Genomic DNA, 17656 nt, shown 5'->3' on the forward strand with positions numbered 1-17656 from the left:
ACTGGCCCGCATAAAGATGGAGACAGCTAATAGCTCTCATCCTATCGAAACACCCCCCTACCGCCTCCCCGACCTCCTCCTTCCCAACCTCCGCCTCGTCTTCGTCGGCACCGCCGCCTCGACGCGTTCGGCGGAGCTCGGGCACTATTACGCCCATCCCGGCAACCGCTTCTGGCGCGCGATCCATGAGGCCGGGATCACGCCGCGGCGGTATCGGCCAAGCGAGTTCGCAGGCCTGATCGCGCTCGGGATCGGCTTCACCGATCTCTGCAAGACGGGCGCCGGGATGGATCACCAGATCGCGGCGAAGACGATCGACGTGCCGGGCTTCAGGGCAAAGATGGAAACCTATCGGCCGCGAACAATCGCGTTCACCAGCAAGAAGGCGGCGAGCCTGTTTTACGGCCGGCCGTCAGCTGCGATTGCGCTGGGGCGGCAGCCGCGCGATGCGAGCCTGCCGGAGATTTTTGTGCTGCCCTCGCCGTCAGGTGCGGCGTCGGGAAGTTGGACCATCGGGCCGTGGCGCGAGCTTTCGGCGTGGATTGCTTCGTAGGGTGGGTTAGCTGCGCGGCGGCGCGAAGCGCGGTCGCGCGGCGTAACCCACCGCTTCGGTCGCCGCAAGTGGTGGGTTACGCCTTGCGGCGTTCCATGTTGACGGACCGCGCTCGTGAGCGGCTAACCCACCCTACGCAACGCATCACTCCTCGAACAATTCCTTGAACAGCGTCTTCGCGCGTGCGAGGCCTTCGTCCGTGAACACCACCGACTTCACCTTGCCGACGGGATCGTCGATCATGCCCTTGTCATGCAGGCGGCCGAGCACGCCCCAATCGAAACCTTTCCAGGCTCGATAGCCGTCGTGCAGGGTGAGATAGAGCAACGCCAGCGCGGCGTCGTCGATCTTGTCTGTGTTGATGGCCATATCGACCTCCTCGCGAACCGTGTTGCGGCCAATCCTATTCGGCAATCGACAATCTGCAACGGCCCTCGGCAGCCGGGAGTCTGTAGGGTGGGCAAAGCGGCTCGTCCGCCGTAGCTCGAAGAGCCAAGGCGGAAAGCGTGCCCACCACCTGTCCCAATCCATGAAGAGATGGTGGGCACGGCGCTTTGCGCCTTTGCCCACCCTACGCCACCTCGCCCTACCGCATCGTGATCGCGAGGCCGCTGAGATCGGCGTTCGCCATCAGGCCGACTTGGTGACCGGTCAGCTCCAGCACCGCGCCCTTCTGGTTGGTCAGCACGATGGCGCGGGCGCCGCGGCCGACGGCAAGGCCGGCACCGGCGGCGCCGTAGACGCCGGCGACGTCGGAGGGACGGTTGATGTTGCTGACGCGGCCGCGCAGCACGGTCTTGGAGCCGCCGAACACGAGGCCGTAGTCGAGGCCGCCGGTGGAGAGCCCATAGGTGCGGCCGCGGAAGTTGAGCACGCCCGAGCCGCCGGAGCCGCCGATGATCCAGCCCGCCTTGTAGATCGTCAGCGTCACGAAACCGCTGTCGGCCCGCGCGGCGGTCGAGAGGCCGGCAAGTGCGGCAATGGCGACCAGCGCGGCGCGAAGGGTGGATGCGAGCTTCATGGATGTCTCCGGGGGCTATCTTCTTGGAAGAGGATTCGAATCAGACGAAGGGAATGTACAGGATGGATCGGGGCGGCAACATGATGGGAGGCGGCGTCAATCGGGGCATGACAGCGGGGCTTGGGGCCGAGCCCAGTCCATCATGCCATCCTGCTCCTGTTTTGCCCGACGGAGCAATGCTAATTTCGACATTTCAGCATTCCAAAAAAGGCCGATGATTTTCGCTGGACTCCTACTGTGCATGGGGTTGTTTTCGCATTTTTTAGTTTGAGCCCCCCTCACCAGCCGCTACGCTCCTGCATCAAGCGAACGTCCTTCGAGGTGATCCCATGCCGATCCAGCATTTCGCGCCCCCGCCGCACGTCCAGGCGCCGCCGCTGTCCTTTGCGACGCTGGTCGGCGATCTCCTGTTCGTCTCGGGCATTCCGGGCTTCGATGCCGACGGCGCGCTGCCTGACGGTTTCGAGGCGCAGTTCGCCAATGTCGTCGTCAACATCAAGCGCGTGCTGGACGAGGCCGGCGCCGGCATCCGCGACCTCGCCAAGGTCAACGTGCTCCTGACCCGCGCCTCCGACGTCGCCGCCATGAACGCGCTCTATGCCGGCGCCTTCGGCCCGCCGCCCTACCCGGCGCGGACGACCTGCGTGGTGCAGGCGCTGCCGAGGCCGGAGATGCTGATCGAGATCGAGGCGGTGGCCTCGCTGGCGAGGTGAGGTTCAAGTAAGGGCCATGTCAGGCTCACGTCAGCTGGCTGTGGCCCGCAGGGCACGCGGCCGAACCGAACGCGCAAGGCAGGGCTGACATGTCCGTGAGTGGCGGCTCACTCGCTTGCAAAGGACCTGCTTTTACCGCACGAGTTTTTCCGGTCCATATCCCAAAGGAGTTATTCATGCGTCGCCTTCTCGCGCTCAGTGCCGTTGCCGGCATCGCCAGTTCCGTGTTCGCCGTGCCCGCCTCCGCGAAGGTCGGCTATTACGTGATCCGCTGGGACAACACCGGCATCTGCCAAGTCTGGAACGAGGACCTGCAGATGAAGCCGCTCCAGATCGGGACCTCGACCTACAAGGTCGTCAGCAAGCCGTTCCCGACCTTCCAGCAGGCCTCCGATCTCCAGATCAAGATGCGCGGCGAGCGCCGCTGCACGCTTTAGAAGCACCGCAACAGACACGGATTTCAGGGGCGGGTCGCGCAGGCGGTCCGCCCCTTGTCTTTGGCAGGACCGCGCATTTTTCCGTCCCCGATCGGCCATCTCCCGCGCGCGTTCGTTGAACCTCAGCGGCAGGCGGAACTACTCACATCTTGTCCGGGGCGCATCGACCACGAGCGTCCGGCACCCGCCCTCCCCGTCATTGCCGGGAGGCGCATCACATCATTCATTTTGAGGAGCTGATCATGCGTCGTATTTCCCTGCTGTGCGCCGCCGCCGGCCTTGCCGTCACCGCCTTCGTCGCGGCGAGCCCCGCCGAGGCCGGCTATCACCTGATCCGCTGGCAGGACAGCGGCTTCTGCCAGATCTGGGACGAGACCATCCCGACCACGCCGTGGCCGGCCGGCTATCACCGCGCCAGCCCGAGCGTCGCGACCTTCATCGACGCACTCGCGGTGAAGGACGCCGCGCTCAAGAGCGGCAGCTGCAAGTGGTAAGGTAATCGATCGGGGGACGAAGAACCGGGCAAGGACGCGGGCGTCCTTGCCCGTTCTGATTTCCGAGATGTCGTAGGACCTCCTAGAGCGTTTCACTTTTTGATGGAAGCGTATCCAGCATTAACGAAGTAGTTGGTGCATTCGCCGGGCAGAACGTTTCTGACGAGATGGCCGATGTAGTCGCAGGCCTCGTCGATCGAGCGCTTCTGTGCGATGCGCATCCAGTGCTTGATCTTGGCGAAGACTTGCTCGATCGGGTTGAGGTCAGGTGAGTACGGCGGCAGGTACCATAGCCTTGCGCCGGCTTTCCGGATCATCTGCCGGACGGTCGGCGACTTGTGGCTACCAAGATTGTCCATGACGACGATGTCGCCCGGTTTGAGCACTTTGACGAGTTGCTGTTCGACGTAGGCGCGGAAGCTTTCGCCGTTGATCGGTCCGTCGAAGACGCAAGGCGCGGTGAGCTGGTCGGAGCGTAGGGCACCGAGGAAGGTCAGGGTTCGCCAGTGACCGTGCGGTGCAAAGCCGCGCAACCGCTCGCCCTTGGATCCCCAGCCGCGCAGCGGGGCCATGCTGGTCTTGATCCAGGTTTCGTCAATGAACACCAGTCGGTTTGGATCGAGGCGATCCTGCAAGCTGCGCCAGCGTTGCCGCCGCCGCGCGACGTCGGCGCGGCCCTGCTCAAGGGCGAACAGTGTTTTTTTTGAAGCTGAGACCTTCGCGTCGCAGGAAGGTCCACACCGCCTGGTGCGAGACTTTCACGCCTCGCGCGGCAAGTTCGTCCTTCAGCCCGTGCAACGTGAGATGTGGCGTCTGCCTGTCCGCTCCACGATGAACGATCGATGCGGCTCCAGAACCGGCTTGCGGTGGCCACCAACCTTGCCCGGCGCCACCGAACCCGTCGCGCGATAGCGCTGCCGCCACTTCACGACCGACGACACTGCAACATCGAACCGGGCTGCCACCGCATGGCAACTCTCGCCCGATTCCACCGCCTTTACGGCTCGTTCCCGAAGATCATTCGAAAGAGGTCGGACCATCCGATGCTGGCCTCCGATCCAGCCAGCATCTTGAATCACAAATCGCCGCCCGACGGAATCCCTCCCGATTCAGTTAATCAATGAACCGCTCTAGCCTTGGTCAAGAGCTTTCGTGCCTTGGTGGACCAGGGTAGCGCGGTGCTCACCGCTGTCCAGGACGCTTCGCGCCGGCTACGCCGGTGCCGATGGCATCCTGGACAGCGGCTGCGCGCCGCGCTGTTGGGCTCGGCAGGTCGGGACGAAGGAATGGTCACAAGCGGCCGAACAAAGGAATGAGATAAGCCCAGATCACCCGCACCGGATGATCCTGCCCGATCAGGCTATCGATATCGACCGCTCGCAATTCGACCTGATCGCGCACCGGCTCTCGCAGCCGAGGTGCGCCCCGTGGCACCGCTTCGGCCCGCCGTGCCGACTGCTCCGGCAATTCGCCAAAAAGTCCGTCGTCAGCCATCATTCTCTCCAGCAGATCAGTCTGCCCAGAGAATCACATTCGCCCGACGCGCGGTACAAAAGATTCACAGCCTCGTAGGGTGGGCAAAGCGCAGCGTGCCCACCACCTCCATCGTGGCGCTGGACAGAGCCGACGTGGGCACGGCGCTTTGCGCCTTTGCCCACCCTACAATATCGACGTTTGTCGCTACGTCCCCTTCGGCCGCACGATGGCCCAGCCGATGCGCAGCAGCTGCTGGCGGCCCGTCACCAGCCATTCGAAGGCACGCGGCACTTCCGGCACGATGCCGGGAAAGCGCTTGAGGATGTCCGGTGGCGGCGTGCCGGCGGTGTCGGAGGCGCGCCAGACCACGACGCCGCCGGTCTCGCTGAATTTGGCGTGATTCATCCACGGCGTGCGCGCAGGGTCGGCATCGATGAAGAGATGCGGACGACCTGAATGCAGCGTGATCAGGCTCGCCAGTTGCGTCTCGCCCGCAACGGCGCGCAGGCGGTGGTTGGTGCGGCGGGCGAAGCTGTCGTCGAAGAAGTCCGAGATCGCACGCGCCGGCATCGAGGTCGCGATCTCGCTCGTGCCGGTCCAGGGCAACAGCAGGACGCCCAGGACGACGCCGATGGCCGGGGCCACGACGGCGGCGGCCCACACCATGCGCAGCATCCGCGCGCGGCGCATCGCAATGAGATCGCCCGCCGCGACCACCACGGCAAGCCCGGACATCACCAGCACGACGCCGGCGCCGCCGACGACGGATTCGAGCCCTAGCAGGCCGGAGACCAGCACCCCGCCCAGCACCGGGGCGAGTGCGAAGAAATAGACGAAGTTGCGCGCCAGCGGCGCGACCGGCGGCCGGTAGATGATCGGCGGCTCCTCGCCCTTGCCGGAAAACAGGCCGGTATTGAGGAAGGTCAGTGCCGGGATCGCGGCGGCTCCGAGCACGAGGCCGGCCAGCAGCCAGGCCGCATGCAGGGCGCGGGCACTCAGCTCCGCAACTTGCGGCAGGGCCGGCATCGCCAGCGTCTCCGCCCGCATCAGCCAGACCGCATAGGGCAGCGCCAGCACCGCGACGACGATCAACGCGAACAGCGGATCGAGCGCGCGCAGCGTCCGGCGGCCGCCGGCGGTCGAGACCGCGAACACGGCGAGCAGCAACAGCAGGAAGATCGCCGCGGGCGTCGTCAGCAGCAACAGGCCGGCCTCGATCGACCAGGCGAACCAGGCATTGCCGCGGCGCTGGCCGATGATCTGCCAGGAGTGCAGCAGCAGCAGCGCCCACAGCGGCCGGGCCAGTACGAGGGGGCCGAAATCGAGCGCCGAGGAGGAGAAGGCGAGCACCGTCATAGTCAGCAGCACGGCGAGCACCGCGTGCTGCGAGCCGACCACGGCGCGGGACAGGTGATACAGCGCGATGAAGGTCGCTATCTCGCAGAGCTGGGCCAGCACATAGACGCCGAACATGTGGCCGCCGGCGGCGCGATAGGCGATGTCGGCGAGCCAGACCGCCAAGGGCGGACCGAGGTCGGTGCCGACCTGGTATTCGCGTCCGAAAGCCAGCAGCGTCGCCAAGGTGCCCGGGGGGCTGCGGTAGAACACCAGCGCCACGACGAGCCACATCAAAGCCTGCAGCAGCACGGCGATCCATACGATCAGCCGCGGCCGGGCGCGAATGAGCTCGATGACCAGGGAGGTAAACCGCATGCAACGCCCGAAAGATGCAGCCAACCCGTCCAGCCGGCCCTGTTCGCTCACGATTACTTTGATAAGGGGCGTCGCCCGTCGTGGCAACTTCGGTGTGCTCGTCATGCCCGGGCTCGTCTCGGGCATCCACGTTCTTCGTGCGGCATCAAAGACGTGGATGGCCGGGTCAGGCCCGGCCATGACGAGAGAGCTGGGTTAGCTCCCTAGAGCGCGGCCGATGCGTCGATCTCGACGCTCGCATCCACGTGCACCGCGACCTCGGCCACTGCAAACAGGTCCTGCACCGGCTCGACGGTCCATGGCATGTGCTTGGCGCGCGCGGCGGCGACCGGGGCGAAGAAGCTGCGGTGGTGGATGGTTGGGCCGAGGCGGTCGAGCGCGTCGAGATGCTCGGGGACGGCATAGCCCTTGTGCTGCTCGAAGCCGTAGCCGGGGCAGTCCTGCGCCAGCGCGCACATCAGGCGGTCGCGCGTCACCTTGGCGATGATGGAGGCCGCGGCGATCGACAGCACGATGCCGTCGCCGCCGATCACGGCCTCGCAGTCGCATTCCGTGTCGAGCCGGTCGCGGCCGTCGACGAAGACATGCCTTGGCGCCTCCGGCAGTGCCACCACGGCCCGCTTCAGCGCCCACAGCGAGGCGCGCAGGATGTTGTCGCGATCGATCCGCGAGGGCGAGGCCACGGCAACCGAGACCTGCGCGGTGGCGCAGATCTTGTCGAACAGCTTTTCGCGCTCCTCGGCCGTCAGGCGCTTGGAATCGTCGATGCCGCGCGGGATGCGGTCGGGGTCGAGAATCACTGCGGCCGCCACCACCGGCCCAGCCAGCGGTCCGCGACCGGCCTCGTCGCAGCCGGCGACCGGCCAGACGCCGCGCTTGATCAGCGCGCGCTCGCGGCGAAAGCTCGGGGGAGCGACGGCAATGATACCTCTCTTGCCGGCGGGAGCGGCCATGGCTTGGGCCGCAGCCGTCTTGGCTGCCTTGGCCGGCGCGGCCTTGTTCGCAGCAGCCTTCTTACCCGGCTTATTAGGCGCGTCTTTGGCCGGCTTGGTGGCGGACTTGTCCCGAATCATGGCCGGGATCGTGCGCAAGGCGCCCGGCCTGCGCAACCGGGAACCTCGCACAATTCCCGCTATTCAGGCCGCCTACTCCGCCAGATGCACCCGCCGGTCGTCGCCGACATCGATGCCGGGCGCGACCACGACCTCCCAGGGATGACCGTCGGGGTCGGCAAAATAACCGGAATAGCCGCCGTAGTGGGTCTCGTGCGCGGTCTTCACCAGCTTCGCCCCCTTGCCGAGCGCGAAGGCCATCACCGCATCGACCTCCTCGCGGGTCCGACAGTTCCAGGCGATCGTCATGCCGCGGAAGGCCTGCGGCCTTGGCTGGTCCGGCAGCCCCGCGTCGGCCGCGAGCTGATCCCAGCCATACAAGGCGAGCACGGGACCACCGGTATCGTAGAACGCGACGGCCTCGCCGGTCGCCTTCAGCCGGCGCGAGAAACCGAGCGCGTCGTAGAAAGCGATGCTGGCGCGGAGGTCGCTGACGCCGAGCGTAATGACCGTGAGACGCGGCACCGGCACATTGAGTTCCCCTGGCATGCGACGCCTCTTCCGTTTCCGATCAGAACAGGCTGAGCTGGTCGCCGTTCCGCTTCGGCCGCGCAAAGTGATCCGTCGTCAGCTTGGAGCGCCGCTTGTTCAGCCCGAGCCGCTCGCAGGCGATCTCGAAGCGGCGGCCGATGGTCCAGGCCATCGGTCCGGTGCCCTTCATTCGCTCGCCCCATTTCGCATCGTAGTCGCGCCCGCCGCGCATGTCGCGGATCAGGGTGAAGACGTGGCGGTAGCGGTCCGGATAATTCGCCATCAGCCATTCGCGGAAGAGATCGCGTACCTCCAGCGGCAGCCGCAGCAGCACATAGGAGGCTTCCTTGACACCGGCATGGGCGGCGGCATCGAGAATGCGCTCGATCTCGCAATCGTTCAGCGCGGGGATCATCGGCGCCACCATCACGGTGGTCGGAATGCCGGCGTCCGAGAGCTGCTTCAGCGCCTCCAGCCGCTTCGGCGGCGTCGCGGCGCGCGGCTCCATTGTGCGGGCCAGTTTCGGATCGAGCGAGGTCACTGATATCGCGACCTTGGCGAGGTTGCGCTTGGCCATCCGCGCGAGAATGTCGATGTCGCGCAGCACCAGCGCCGATTTGGTGACGATGCCGACGGGATGGCCGGCACGTTCCAGCACCTCGAGGATGCCGCGCATGATCTGGTGCTCGCGCTCGATCGGCTGATACGGATCGGTGTTGGTGCCGATCGCGATCATCCGCGGCTCGTAGCCGGGGGCGGCGAGCTCCTTCTCCAGCAGCGAAGGCGCCTCGGGTTTCGCAAACAGCTTCGATTCGAAATCGAGGCCCGGCGACAGGCCGAGATAGGCGTGGGTCGGCCGGGCGAAGCAGTAGACACAGCCGTGCTCGCAGCCGCGATAGGGATTGATCGAGCGGTCGAAGCCGATGTCGGGTGAGTCGTTACGGGTGATCACCTTGCGCGACGTGTCGACTGCGACCGTGGTCTTGAACGGCGGCAGCTCTTCCAGGCTCTGCCAGCCGTCATCGAAAGCAACGCGCGCCTCGGCCTCGTAGCGGCCGCTGGCATTGGACTGCGCCCCCCGCCCTCGCCGGCGGGCGCGGTCGATGGCGACGCCGAGTTCCGGAAAATCAGAGTCCGCACCCGCCGGCTCGGAGGGCGCCTTGACCGGCGGGTGCTTGAGAGCATGAGAGGATGCTGCTGGACTCATGAAGCGAAGATAGCATGCGGAAGGAACAAATCAAGAACACAAATGAGAAATGGAAAAACAACCCATGCAAAGCGGCCGCCCAGATTTCGAGCGTGGTCCTTTGACCTCACGCAACAAGGCTGTCGTAACGATCTCGTTTGATGTCGGAGGGGGATCGATCGCGCCGGAACAAAGTTGGTGACGATCGCGGCCCTTGGCTCGGCAACAATCGGCAGGAACATGACAAATCAACAACAATCAGCTGCCGCGAGCAGCGATCTCAATCTGCTTGATCGCTACTGGCGCGCCGCCAACTACCTCTCCGTCGGGCAAATCTATCTGCTCGACAATCCGCTGCTGCGCGAGCCGCTGCGGGCCGAGCACATCAAGCCGCGCCTGCTCGGCCATTGGGGCACGACGCCGGGTTTGAACTTCATCTACGCCCATCTCAACCGCGTCATCCGCGCGCTCGATCTCGACGTGATCTATGTCTGCGGCCCCGGGCATGGCGGTCCCGGCATGGTCGCCAACACTTATCTGGAGGGCAGCTACAGCGAGATCTATCCCGAGATCGCCCGCGATGCGGACGGCATGCGCAGGCTGTTCAGGCAGTTCTCCTTTCCCGGCGGCATCCCGAGCCATGCGGCGCCGGAAACGCCGGGCTCGATCCACGAGGGCGGCGAACTCGGCTACGCGCTGGTGCACGCCTACGGCGCTGCCTTCGACAATCCCGATTTGATCGTCGCCTGCGTCATCGGCGACGGCGAGGCCGAGACCGGCCCGCTGGCTGCGTCCTGGCACTCCAACAAGTTCCTGAACCCCGCCCATGACGGCGCGGTGCTGCCGATCCTGCATCTCAACGGCTACAAGATCGCCAATCCGACCGTGCTGGGGCGGATGCGAGATGCGGAAATCCGCGATCTCTTTCGCGGTTTCGGCCACGAGCCGCTGTTCGTCGAGGGTGACGATCCCAAATTGATGCACCAGGCCATGGCGGACGCGCTCGACGTCGCGCTCGCCAGCATCCGTTCGATCCAGCAGCACGCCCGCGACAGGCGCAGCAGCGTCGAGCGGCCGCGCTGGCCGATGATCGTGCTGCGCAGCCCGAAGGGCTGGACCGGCCCTAAGGAGGTCGACGGCAAGAAGGTCGAGGGCTTTTGGCGCGCGCATCAGGTCCCCGTCGCCGGCTGCCGCGACAACCCGGCGCACCTGAAAGTGCTCGAAGACTGGATGCGCAGCTACGAGCCTGAAAAGCTGTTCGACGCGAGCGGCGCCCTCGTTCCCGAGCTTCAGGCGCTCGCGCCTCGCGGCGACCGCCGCATGGGTGCCAACCCGCATGCCAATGGCGGCCTGCTCAAGAAGGAGCTGAAGCTGCCGGACTTCCACCGCTTCGCGATCGAGGTGCCGCAGCCCGGCGGCGTCATGGCCGAAGCGACGCGCGAGCTCGGCAAGTTTCTGCGCGACGTCATCCGCCTCAACGCGAAGGAGCGCAACTTCCGCATCATGGGCCCGGACGAGACAGCATCAAACCGGCTGGACGCCGTGTTTGAGGCGACCGAGCGCGTCTGGATGGAGCCGATCGAATCCTACGACGTGCATCTGGCGCAGGATGGCCGCGTCATGGAGGTGCTGAGCGAGCATCTCTGCCAGGGCTGGCTCGAGGGCTATCTGCTCACCGGGAGGCACGGCTTCTTCTCGTGCTACGAGGCCTTCATCCACATCGTCGATTCCATGTTCAACCAGCACGCCAAATGGCTGAAGGTCACGCGCGAGCTGCCATGGCGGCGCCCGATCGCATCGCTCAATTATCTCCTGACCTCGCATGTCTGGCGCCAGGACCATAACGGCTTCAGCCATCAGGATCCCGGTTTCGTCGATCTCGTCGCCAACAAGAAGGCCGATATCGTCCGCATCTACTTCCCGCCGGATGCCAACACGCTGCTGTGGATCGCCGACCATGCCTTACGCACCTACAACCGCATCAACGTCATCGTCGCCGGCAAGCAGCCGGCGCCGCAATGGCTGTCGATGCGGGACGCCGCTACGCATTGCGATGCCGGAATCGGCATCTGGAGCTGGGCGGGGACGGAGAAGGCTGGCGACGAACCGGACGTGGTGATGGCCTGCGCCGGCGATGTCCCGACGCTGGAGACGCTCGCCGCCGTCGATCTCTTGCGCAAGACCCTGCCGGATTTGAAGATCCGCGTCGTCAACGTCGTCGACCTCATGACGCTGCAGCCGAAGGATCAGCATCCGCACGGCCTGTCCGACCGCGACTTCGACAGCCTGTTCACGCGCGACAAGCCCGTCATCTTCGCCTATCACGGCTATCCCTATTTGATCCACCGGCTGACCTATAGCCGCACCAACCATGCCGGCATGCATGTGCGCGGCTTCGCCGAGGAAGGCACCACGACGACGCCGTTCGACATGGTCGTGCTCAACGAGCTCGACCGCTACCACCTCGCGATCGAGGCGATCGAACGCGTGCCCGGACTCGCGGACAAGGCCGCGCGGGCCAAGCAGCAATTCCGCGACAAGCTGATCGAGCATTCGCGCTATGTGCGCGAGCACGGCGAGGACATGCCGGAGATCCGAGACTGGGTCTGGCCCAACAGCTCCGGCGGCACCACGCCTGCCGAAGCCGGCGACTAGCCATGTCGGACATGGTCCTCGTCCTCAATTCGGGATCGTCGAGCATCAAGTTCGGCCTGTTCGACATCTCGGCGGCCGAGCCCGTCCTGCTCTGCAAGGGCCTGCTCGACGAGCATGAGGCAAGACCGCGCCTCGTGGTGAAGAGTTCGGCGGGCGACGACCTGTTCGCGGCGCGGAAGGAGGCGCCGGCCGCCGACGGCGGCCATTTGTTCGCCGACGTGCTCGCCTTCATCGAGAGCAGGTTCGGCGCGCACGGCCTGTGCGCGGTGGGTCACCGTATCGTCCACGGCGGGCCGGATTATTCAGGCCCGGTCGTGCTGACGGACGACGTCACCGCTAAGCTGGCGGCATTGACGCCGCTGGCGCCGCTGCACCAGCCGCGCTGCCTCGCGCCCGTCCGCGCGCTTGCGGCGATCCGGCCTGCGCTGATGCAGATCGCCTGCTTCGACACCGCCTTCCACCACAGCCTCGCGCCGTCCGCGCGCCGCTTCGCGATTCCGCGGCACTATGAAGAGCGCGGCGTCCGACGCTACGGCTTTCATGGCCTCTCCTTCGAATATGTCGCGGGCCGCCTCGCCGCGATCGCGCCCGAGCTCATCGCCAAGCGCAGCGTCATCGCCCATCTCGGCAACGGCGCCAGCCTGTGCGCGTTGCACCACGGCCGCAGCCTCGACACCACGATGGGACTGACGCCGCTCGACGGCCTCGTCATGGGCACCCGCTGCGGCACCATCGATCCCGGCGTGCTGCTTTATCTGCAGCAGCATGAGAAGATGTCGGCCGAGCAGATCCAGCACCTGCTCTATCACGAGTCAGGCCTCTTCGGCGTCTCCGGCATCTCCGCGGACATGCGAACGTTGCTGGCGAGCGGCGAGGCCGGGGCGCGGGAGGCGGTCGAGCTCTTCAGTTTCCGCGCGGCACAGCAGATCGCGATGATGGCCACAACACTCGGCGGGCTCGACTGCCTGGTCTTCACCGGCGGCATCGGCCAGCATGCCAAGGAGATTCGCAGCGCGATCTGCGAGCGGCTCGGCTGGCTCGGCGTGCGCATCGATGCTGCGGCGAACGACGCCGCGCGCGAGCGGATCGGCGCTGGCGGAAGTGCTATTGATGTGTTCGTCATCCCGACCGATGAAGAGATGACGATCGCCCACCATTGCGCGGCGCTGATCCGTGGACGCCGGGCCGCCGCGCCTCAGTGACCGCTGCCGGTCAGGAGCTGAAAACTCCCCATCGCGACCTCGATCAGGATCAGCACCACGACCGCTATCTCCAGGCGGAGCGAGCGCTGGGTATCGATGATGTCGGTCAGCGCGTTGGCGGTCTCCGACACCGCGGCAAGCTTGCGCTCGAGCGTGTCGAGGCGCTCCTTCAGCTCGTACTCGTCCTCCAGGCGCGAATAGAGCCGATCGAGCTCGGGCTTCTCCCAGAGCACGTCGGGCTTCTCGGCGATGGCGACGCGGCCGGCGACCCGCTGCTGCACCAGCAGTGCGTTGCCGATCAATTGCAGGATGCCCTTGCGCCGTTGCGGCGTGCGGCCGTGTTCGGCGAGCTCCCGTGCAAACGGCTCGATCACGTCGAAGACCGCGGCGACGCGGCGCTCGTCGCGCGCCAGCGACGTGCTCTTGGCGAGCGCATCCGCAACCAGCAGCAGCCGGTCGTCGGAAAATTTGGCAAGGCAGATCGGCCCGCCCGGCTGGATCGCCTCGGCGGCCTCATCGCTGCAGAGCTGGGCCTGCGCGATCTCTTCTTCGTAGGGGCTGAGCTCTCCGGTCACGCGTGACGTCAGGTTGTCGATGAGCACCTTCTCCTCCGACGGGAGCAGGCCGATCAGCACCACGACGCCGTAGCGGAAGATCACGGCAAGACCGGCATGGACCCGGTAGGCCGCCGGGGTGGAAGAAACCAGCGTCCCGATCTCCAGGCCAGAAGCATTGATGCGGTCCCCCAGCATCAGCGCCCGGATCCGCAAGGTGGCCGCGGCCTGCTTCGGCGAGAGCGGCGCCGCGCCGACGGCGATCTGATCGGCGTTCATATCAGGCCTCTCCTGCGCGCAAGATCACACATTTTCATTCGACCTTTCCTGCAAGCTGCATCCTCAGCGGCGAGGGGCCGGGGCCGGCGCAGCGAGAATGCCGCCATGAAGCCGGGGCTAATACTGTCCGGCGGGCTTGTGCCGAAACAATCGGCAATATGACCAACCCGCGCAGGACACTTTTGGCTGCTATGACCGCCGAGGGTTTACCATCGCATGCCGCGGCACCGCCGGAAAGTTGCACTCGGCCACGCTTCGGGTTTATGACAGCCTCATGCAGCGCTACGCTTCTCCCGAAATACGGACATTGAAGCCTCGATCATGCTGAGCGTCATCATTCCGACCGAAGGCGTCGAACAGACGGCAGTGGCGACTCTGGCCGCGCTGGTGCCCGGCGCCGCCGCCGGTGTCGTCCGGGAAGTGCTCCTGGTCGACGGCACCCGCAACGGGGTGATCGAGCGCGTCGCCGACGTCGCAGGCTGCCGTTTCGTCGGCTTCGAGGGGACCTCGCAGGGCGCCGCGCTCGCCGCCGGCGCGCTCCAGGCGCGTTCGCCCTGGTTGATGTTCCTGCCCGCCGGCGCCGTGCTGGAAACCGGCTGGATCGAGGAGACCACCCAGTTCATCCAGGCGGTCTCGAGCAGCGGGCGGGACCGGGCCGCGGTGTTCCGCTATGCGCGCTCGCCTTATGCAGATACCGGATTGCGTGACATGCTCCGGGCCGCGGCGCGCGGGTTGATTGGCCCGCTCGGCGGCCAGGGACTTCTGATTGCCCGTGATCATTACGATCGGATCGGCGGCTACCCCCCGCAGGCTCGGCATTCCGAGGCACAGCTGCTCCGGCGGCTCGGCCGTTCGTCCCGCACCATGCTGCGTAGCCGCATCGTCATGATCAACTGAGATCAGCCGATACTTGCCAAAGTCAAATAATTATTTGACAATGGCAATTATCGAGGTGATCCATGCCGATCGACGCTACCGACGACCCCATTGCAGCGGTCCGCGCCTTCAACCGCTTCTATACCCGCAAGCTTGGCGTGCTCGACCAGCATCTGGGAGAGAGCCCGTTTTCCCTCAGCGAGGCCCGGGTGCTGTATGAGCTCGCGCAGCGCAACGAGCTGGCGGCCAAAGAGATCGGAGGCGAGCTCGGTCTCGACCCCGGCTATCTCAGCCGCATCGTCCAGAGCTTCGATGAAAAGGGGCTGATCGCGCGAAGGCCCCTGCCCGCGGATCGCAGGCAATATCAGCTCAGCCTCACCGCCAAGGGCCGCCAGGCGTTCGCCAAGCTGAACCTGAGCTCGCAGAACGAGGTCGCTGCAATGCTGGCTCAGCTTTCGGCCAGCGATGTATCGCGGCTGACGCAGGCCATGGCAACCATCGAATCCGTGCTGGAGCAACGCCGAAGCCAGCCCGCCGCCGTCATGCTGCGCAGCCATCGCGTCGGCGACATGGGCTGGGTCATCTCCCGACAGGGCGTCGCCTATGCCACGGACTACAATTGGGACATCAGCTACGAGGCGCTGGTTGCCGAGATCTGCGCGCAGTTCATCACGAACTACGACGCCGCGCGCGAGCATTGCTGGATCGCGGAATTGGGCGGTGAGCCGGTCGGCTCGGTCTTCCTGGTCAAGGCAACGGACGAGATCGCCAAGCTGCGCCTGTTGCAGGTGGAGAAGAAGGCGCGGGGCCTCGGCGTCGGCCGCGCGCTGGTCGAGCAGTGCATCCAGGGCGCACGAGAAAGAGGTTACAGCAAGATGACGCTGTGGACGCAGAGCATCCTGGTCGCCGCGCGCGGCATCTACAAGAGTGCAGGCTTCAAGCTGGTCGCCACCGAGCCGCATCACAGTTTTGGGCAGGATCTGATCGGCGAGACCTGGGAAATGGATCTGTGATCTCGCAAACTGCGATTGGGCAGCACGCGCGATGCGCATTGATGTGCCCTCGCCCCTTGTGGGAGAGGGCAGCGACGCTGGTAGGCAGAAGCTCACTTGGGTGAGGGGTATGTCTCAGCGAACGTCGGTGCGCGCGGAGAGAACCCCTCATCCGGCGCTTCGCGCCACCTTCTCCCACAAGGGGAGAAGGAAGAAGTCCGCTCACGCCGTCGCGCCCTGCGCCTTCGGCCTTCGCAGATGCTCGTCCAGCCGCGGCATGATCTCGACGAAATTGCAGGGCCGCGTGCGATAGTCGAGCTGGGCCGCGAGGATGCCGTCCCAGCCGTCGCGGCAGGCGCCGGGAGAGCCCGGCAGGCAGAAGATGTAGGTCGCACCTGCAACGCCCGCCGTGGCGCGGCTCTGGATCGTCGACGTGCCGATCTTGGCGTGGCTCAGCATGTGGAACGCGATCGAGAAACCGTCCATGCGCTTTTCGAACAGCGGCTCGACTGCCTCCGGCGTGACGTCGCGCCCGGTAAAGCCGGTGCCGCCGGTGCTGATGACGACGTCGACGCCGGCATCCGCGATCCAGCGGCGAACGACGTCACGGATCGCCTCGATATCGTCGGTGACGATCTCGCGTGCGGCGAGACGATGGCCGGCAGCGGTGAGACGATCGACCAGCGTCTGGCCGGACTTGTCATCCGCCAGTGCGCGCGTGTCCGACACCGTGAGCACCGCGATATTGAGCGGGATGAACTGCTTGGTTTCGTCGATGGAAGCCATGTCGCATCTCTCGTGTCCCGGACCAGGTGCGGCGCATCAGCGCCGCGCCGCAGAGCCGGGACCCATTCGGGAGGTATGGGAAACCGGCATTGTGGGCCCCGGCTCTGCAGCGCACCGCTGAAGAAGCGCTGCGCCGCGTCCGGGGCACGCAATCTTCGCTACAGCGCCCCCGCTCCGAACGTGTTGCAGGCCTGGACCGTGCCCTGCTGATAGCCGGTCATGAACCATTGCTTGCGCTGCGCCGCCGAGCCGTGGGTGAAGGAATCCGGGACGACGCGGCCCGTCGACTGGCGCTGCAGCGTATCGTCGCCGATCGCGCTCGCCGTGCTCAGCGCTGCCTCGATGTCGCCGGGCTCGAGGAAGTTCGGACGCTTCTTGGCCTCGCGATTGACCCAGACGCCGGACAGGCAATCGGCCTGCAACTCGACCTTGACCTGGAGCGCATTCGCCTCCGCCTTCGAGCCCGCCTGCTGCTGCAGCCGCGTCACCCGCGGAATGATGCCGAGCTGGTTCTGGATGTGGTGGCCGACCTCGTGCGCGATGATGTAGGCGGTGGTGAAATTGCACGCCGACTTGCCGGAGCAGCCGCGGAAGCGCGTCTCGACCTCGCGGAAGAAACCGGTGTCGAGGAAGATGGTGCGGTCCGGCGGACAATAGAACGGGCCCATCGCCGATTGCGCCATGCCGCAGCGCCCGCCATTGGTGGCGTTGCGGAACAGCACGATCTTCGGCCCGGTATAGGATTGGCCCGAGGCCTGGAAGATCTCGCTCCAGCGATCGTCGAGCTCGCCGAGGATTCCGGAGATCATGCTGCCCATCTCGTCGGTCGGCGCGCCGCGCTTGCCGGAGGAGGCCTGGCGGTCGGTCTGGTAGCTCGGGGCATGGCCGCCGCCGGTGAGGATCTCGGCGCCGCCGATCAGGATGCGCGGATCGATGCCGAAGGCGTAACCGACGAGACCGAGGATGATGATGGTGCCGATGCCGAGCCCGCCGCCGCCCATCGGCAGGCCGAATCCGCCGCCAAAGCCGCCACCTTCGTCGCGACGATCCTCGATGTCGTCGCTGCGGCGGAAGTCATCGTAACGCATGGCGGCCTTCCTTTGGGGTCCCTGATTCAGGTTCGTCGGTGTCGTCCG

At 65.9% G+C, this 17656-nt stretch carries 17 protein-coding genes and 2 pseudogenes; 8 read left to right on the forward strand and 11 right to left on the reverse strand.

What is annotated here, in order from left to right; all coding sequences use genetic code 11:
* Positions 1-16 precede the first annotated feature (16 nt).
* Positions 17-553, forward strand: a complete 537-nt coding sequence (locus DCM80_RS02145; RefSeq protein ID WP_257195532.1) for a mismatch-specific DNA-glycosylase — start codon at positions 17-19, stop codon at positions 551-553.
* 144 nt (positions 554-697) lie between these two features.
* On the opposite strand, the gene DCM80_RS02150 is transcribed toward DCM80_RS02145, so the two are convergent.
* Positions 698-922, reverse strand: a complete 225-nt coding sequence (locus tag DCM80_RS02150) for a DUF6429 family protein (protein ID WP_257195533.1) — start codon at positions 920-922, stop codon at positions 698-700.
* A 217-nt stretch (positions 923-1139) separates the two neighbouring features.
* Entirely contained in the window at positions 1140-1574 is a 435-nt protein-coding gene (locus tag DCM80_RS02155) for a hypothetical protein (RefSeq protein WP_257195534.1), read from the reverse strand.
* A gap of 329 nt (positions 1575-1903) precedes the next feature.
* Here DCM80_RS02155 and DCM80_RS02160 point away from each other — a divergent pair, with 329 nt between their 5' ends.
* The 3 genes from DCM80_RS02160 to DCM80_RS02170 all read left to right on the forward strand — a co-directional run bounded on the left by DCM80_RS02160 (position 1904) and on the right by DCM80_RS02170 (position 3218).
* The gene (locus tag DCM80_RS02160; protein WP_257195535.1) at positions 1904-2287 is read left to right on the forward strand and encodes a RidA family protein; all 384 of its coding nucleotides are present in this window, start codon (positions 1904-1906) and stop codon (positions 2285-2287) included.
* Between the two features lie 176 nt (positions 2288-2463).
* Positions 2464-2724, forward strand: coding sequence for a hypothetical protein (locus tag DCM80_RS02165; RefSeq protein WP_257176989.1), 261 nt, complete (start codon positions 2464-2466; stop codon positions 2722-2724).
* A gap of 242 nt (positions 2725-2966) precedes the next feature.
* On the forward strand, positions 2967-3218 hold the full coding sequence (locus tag DCM80_RS02170) for a hypothetical protein (protein ID WP_257195536.1): 252 nt from the start codon (positions 2967-2969) through the stop codon (positions 3216-3218).
* Between the two features lie 92 nt (positions 3219-3310).
* Here the strand turns inward: DCM80_RS02170 and DCM80_RS02175 are convergent.
* The 6 genes and pseudogenes from DCM80_RS02175 to DCM80_RS02200 all read right to left on the reverse strand — a co-directional run bounded on the left by DCM80_RS02175 (position 3311) and on the right by DCM80_RS02200 (position 9197).
* A pseudogene (locus tag DCM80_RS02175) lies at positions 3311-4294 on the reverse strand (IS630 family transposase).
* A 238-nt stretch (positions 4295-4532) separates the two neighbouring features.
* Positions 4533-4715: pseudogene (locus DCM80_RS02180) on the reverse strand (IS5/IS1182 family transposase); the annotation flags it as partial.
* Positions 4716-4898: 183 nt separating this feature from the next.
* Positions 4899-6407, reverse strand: a complete 1509-nt coding sequence (locus tag DCM80_RS02185; protein ID WP_257195537.1) for a glycosyltransferase family 39 protein — start codon at positions 6405-6407, stop codon at positions 4899-4901.
* A gap of 203 nt (positions 6408-6610) precedes the next feature.
* Complete coding sequence (locus tag DCM80_RS02190; RefSeq protein ID WP_257195538.1) at positions 6611-7480, reverse strand: ribonuclease HII; 870 nt, start codon at positions 7478-7480, stop codon at positions 6611-6613.
* A 72-nt stretch (positions 7481-7552) separates the two neighbouring features.
* On the reverse strand, positions 7553-8008 hold the full coding sequence (locus tag DCM80_RS02195) for a VOC family protein (RefSeq protein WP_257195539.1): 456 nt from the start codon (positions 8006-8008) through the stop codon (positions 7553-7555).
* Positions 8009-8030: 22 nt separating this feature from the next.
* On the reverse strand, positions 8031-9197 hold the full coding sequence (locus DCM80_RS02200; protein ID WP_257195540.1) for a PA0069 family radical SAM protein: 1167 nt from the start codon (positions 9195-9197) through the stop codon (positions 8031-8033).
* Positions 9198-9416: 219 nt separating this feature from the next.
* Between DCM80_RS02200 and DCM80_RS02205 the strand changes: the two genes are divergently transcribed.
* Positions 9417-11831: a phosphoketolase gene (locus DCM80_RS02205; protein ID WP_257195541.1), complete on the forward strand. Its 2415-nt coding sequence runs from the start codon at positions 9417-9419 to the stop codon at positions 11829-11831.
* Between the two features lie 2 nt (positions 11832-11833).
* Positions 11834-13033, forward strand: coding sequence for an acetate/propionate family kinase (locus tag DCM80_RS02210; RefSeq protein WP_257195542.1), 1200 nt, complete (start codon positions 11834-11836; stop codon positions 13031-13033).
* Here DCM80_RS02210 and DCM80_RS02215 read toward each other — a convergent pair.
* Entirely contained in the window at positions 13027-13866 is an 840-nt protein-coding gene (locus tag DCM80_RS02215; RefSeq protein ID WP_257195543.1) for an RMD1 family protein, read from the reverse strand. The two genes, DCM80_RS02210 and DCM80_RS02215, sit on opposite strands and share 7 nt — an antisense overlap.
* Before the next feature lie 321 nt (positions 13867-14187).
* On the opposite strand from DCM80_RS02215, the gene DCM80_RS02220 reads away from it, so the two are divergent.
* Positions 14188-14763: a glycosyl transferase gene (locus tag DCM80_RS02220; protein ID WP_257195544.1), complete on the forward strand. Its 576-nt coding sequence runs from the start codon at positions 14188-14190 to the stop codon at positions 14761-14763.
* Between the two features lie 62 nt (positions 14764-14825).
* Complete coding sequence (locus DCM80_RS02225) at positions 14826-15755, forward strand: helix-turn-helix domain-containing GNAT family N-acetyltransferase (protein ID WP_257195545.1); 930 nt, start codon at positions 14826-14828, stop codon at positions 15753-15755.
* 201 nt (positions 15756-15956) lie between these two features.
* Here the strand turns inward: DCM80_RS02225 and moaB are convergent, their stop codons facing one another.
* Both moaB and DCM80_RS02235 read right to left on the reverse strand, forming a co-directional pair.
* Positions 15957-16520: a molybdenum cofactor biosynthesis protein B gene (gene moaB / locus DCM80_RS02230; RefSeq protein WP_257195546.1), complete on the reverse strand. Its 564-nt coding sequence runs from the start codon at positions 16518-16520 to the stop codon at positions 15957-15959.
* A gap of 158 nt (positions 16521-16678) precedes the next feature.
* Positions 16679-17608: a neutral zinc metallopeptidase gene (locus tag DCM80_RS02235; RefSeq protein WP_257195547.1), complete on the reverse strand. Its 930-nt coding sequence runs from the start codon at positions 17606-17608 to the stop codon at positions 16679-16681.
* Between the last annotated feature and the right edge of the window lie 48 nt (positions 17609-17656).

This window comes from Bradyrhizobium sp. WBOS08, assembly GCF_024585125.1.
Classification (GTDB): domain Bacteria; phylum Pseudomonadota; class Alphaproteobacteria; order Rhizobiales; family Xanthobacteraceae; genus Bradyrhizobium; species Bradyrhizobium japonicum_B.

Bases quoted from the DNA above. Each gene is read 5' to 3' on its own strand.
- DCM80_RS02145 (WP_257195532.1), top strand. From the start codon at position 17: ATGGAGACAGCTAATAGCTCTCATCCTATCGAAACACCCCCCTACCGC.
- DCM80_RS02150 (WP_257195533.1), bottom strand. From the start codon at position 922: ATGGCCATCAACACAGACAAGATCGACGACGCCGCGCTGGCGTTGCTC.
- DCM80_RS02155 (WP_257195534.1), bottom strand. From the start codon at position 1,574: ATGAAGCTCGCATCCACCCTTCGCGCCGCGCTGGTCGCCATTGCCGCA.
- DCM80_RS02160 (WP_257195535.1), top strand. From the start codon at position 1,904: ATGCCGATCCAGCATTTCGCGCCCCCGCCGCACGTCCAGGCGCCGCCG.
- DCM80_RS02165 (WP_257176989.1), top strand. From the start codon at position 2,464: ATGCGTCGCCTTCTCGCGCTCAGTGCCGTTGCCGGCATCGCCAGTTCC.
- DCM80_RS02170 (WP_257195536.1), top strand. From the start codon at position 2,967: ATGCGTCGTATTTCCCTGCTGTGCGCCGCCGCCGGCCTTGCCGTCACC.
- DCM80_RS02185 (WP_257195537.1), bottom strand. From the start codon at position 6,407: ATGCGGTTTACCTCCCTGGTCATCGAGCTCATTCGCGCCCGGCCGCGG.
- DCM80_RS02190 (WP_257195538.1), bottom strand. From the start codon at position 7,480: ATGATTCGGGACAAGTCCGCCACCAAGCCGGCCAAAGACGCGCCTAAT.
- DCM80_RS02195 (WP_257195539.1), bottom strand. From the start codon at position 8,008: ATGCCAGGGGAACTCAATGTGCCGGTGCCGCGTCTCACGGTCATTACG.
- DCM80_RS02200 (WP_257195540.1), bottom strand. From the start codon at position 9,197: ATGAGTCCAGCAGCATCCTCTCATGCTCTCAAGCACCCGCCGGTCAAG.
- DCM80_RS02205 (WP_257195541.1), top strand. From the start codon at position 9,417: ATGACAAATCAACAACAATCAGCTGCCGCGAGCAGCGATCTCAATCTG.
- DCM80_RS02210 (WP_257195542.1), top strand. From the start codon at position 11,834: ATGTCGGACATGGTCCTCGTCCTCAATTCGGGATCGTCGAGCATCAAG.
- DCM80_RS02215 (WP_257195543.1), bottom strand. From the start codon at position 13,866: ATGAACGCCGATCAGATCGCCGTCGGCGCGGCGCCGCTCTCGCCGAAG.
- DCM80_RS02220 (WP_257195544.1), top strand. From the start codon at position 14,188: ATGCTGAGCGTCATCATTCCGACCGAAGGCGTCGAACAGACGGCAGTG.
- DCM80_RS02225 (WP_257195545.1), top strand. From the start codon at position 14,826: ATGCCGATCGACGCTACCGACGACCCCATTGCAGCGGTCCGCGCCTTC.
- moaB (WP_257195546.1), bottom strand. From the start codon at position 16,520: ATGGCTTCCATCGACGAAACCAAGCAGTTCATCCCGCTCAATATCGCG.
- DCM80_RS02235 (WP_257195547.1), bottom strand. From the start codon at position 17,608: ATGCGTTACGATGACTTCCGCCGCAGCGACGACATCGAGGATCGTCGC.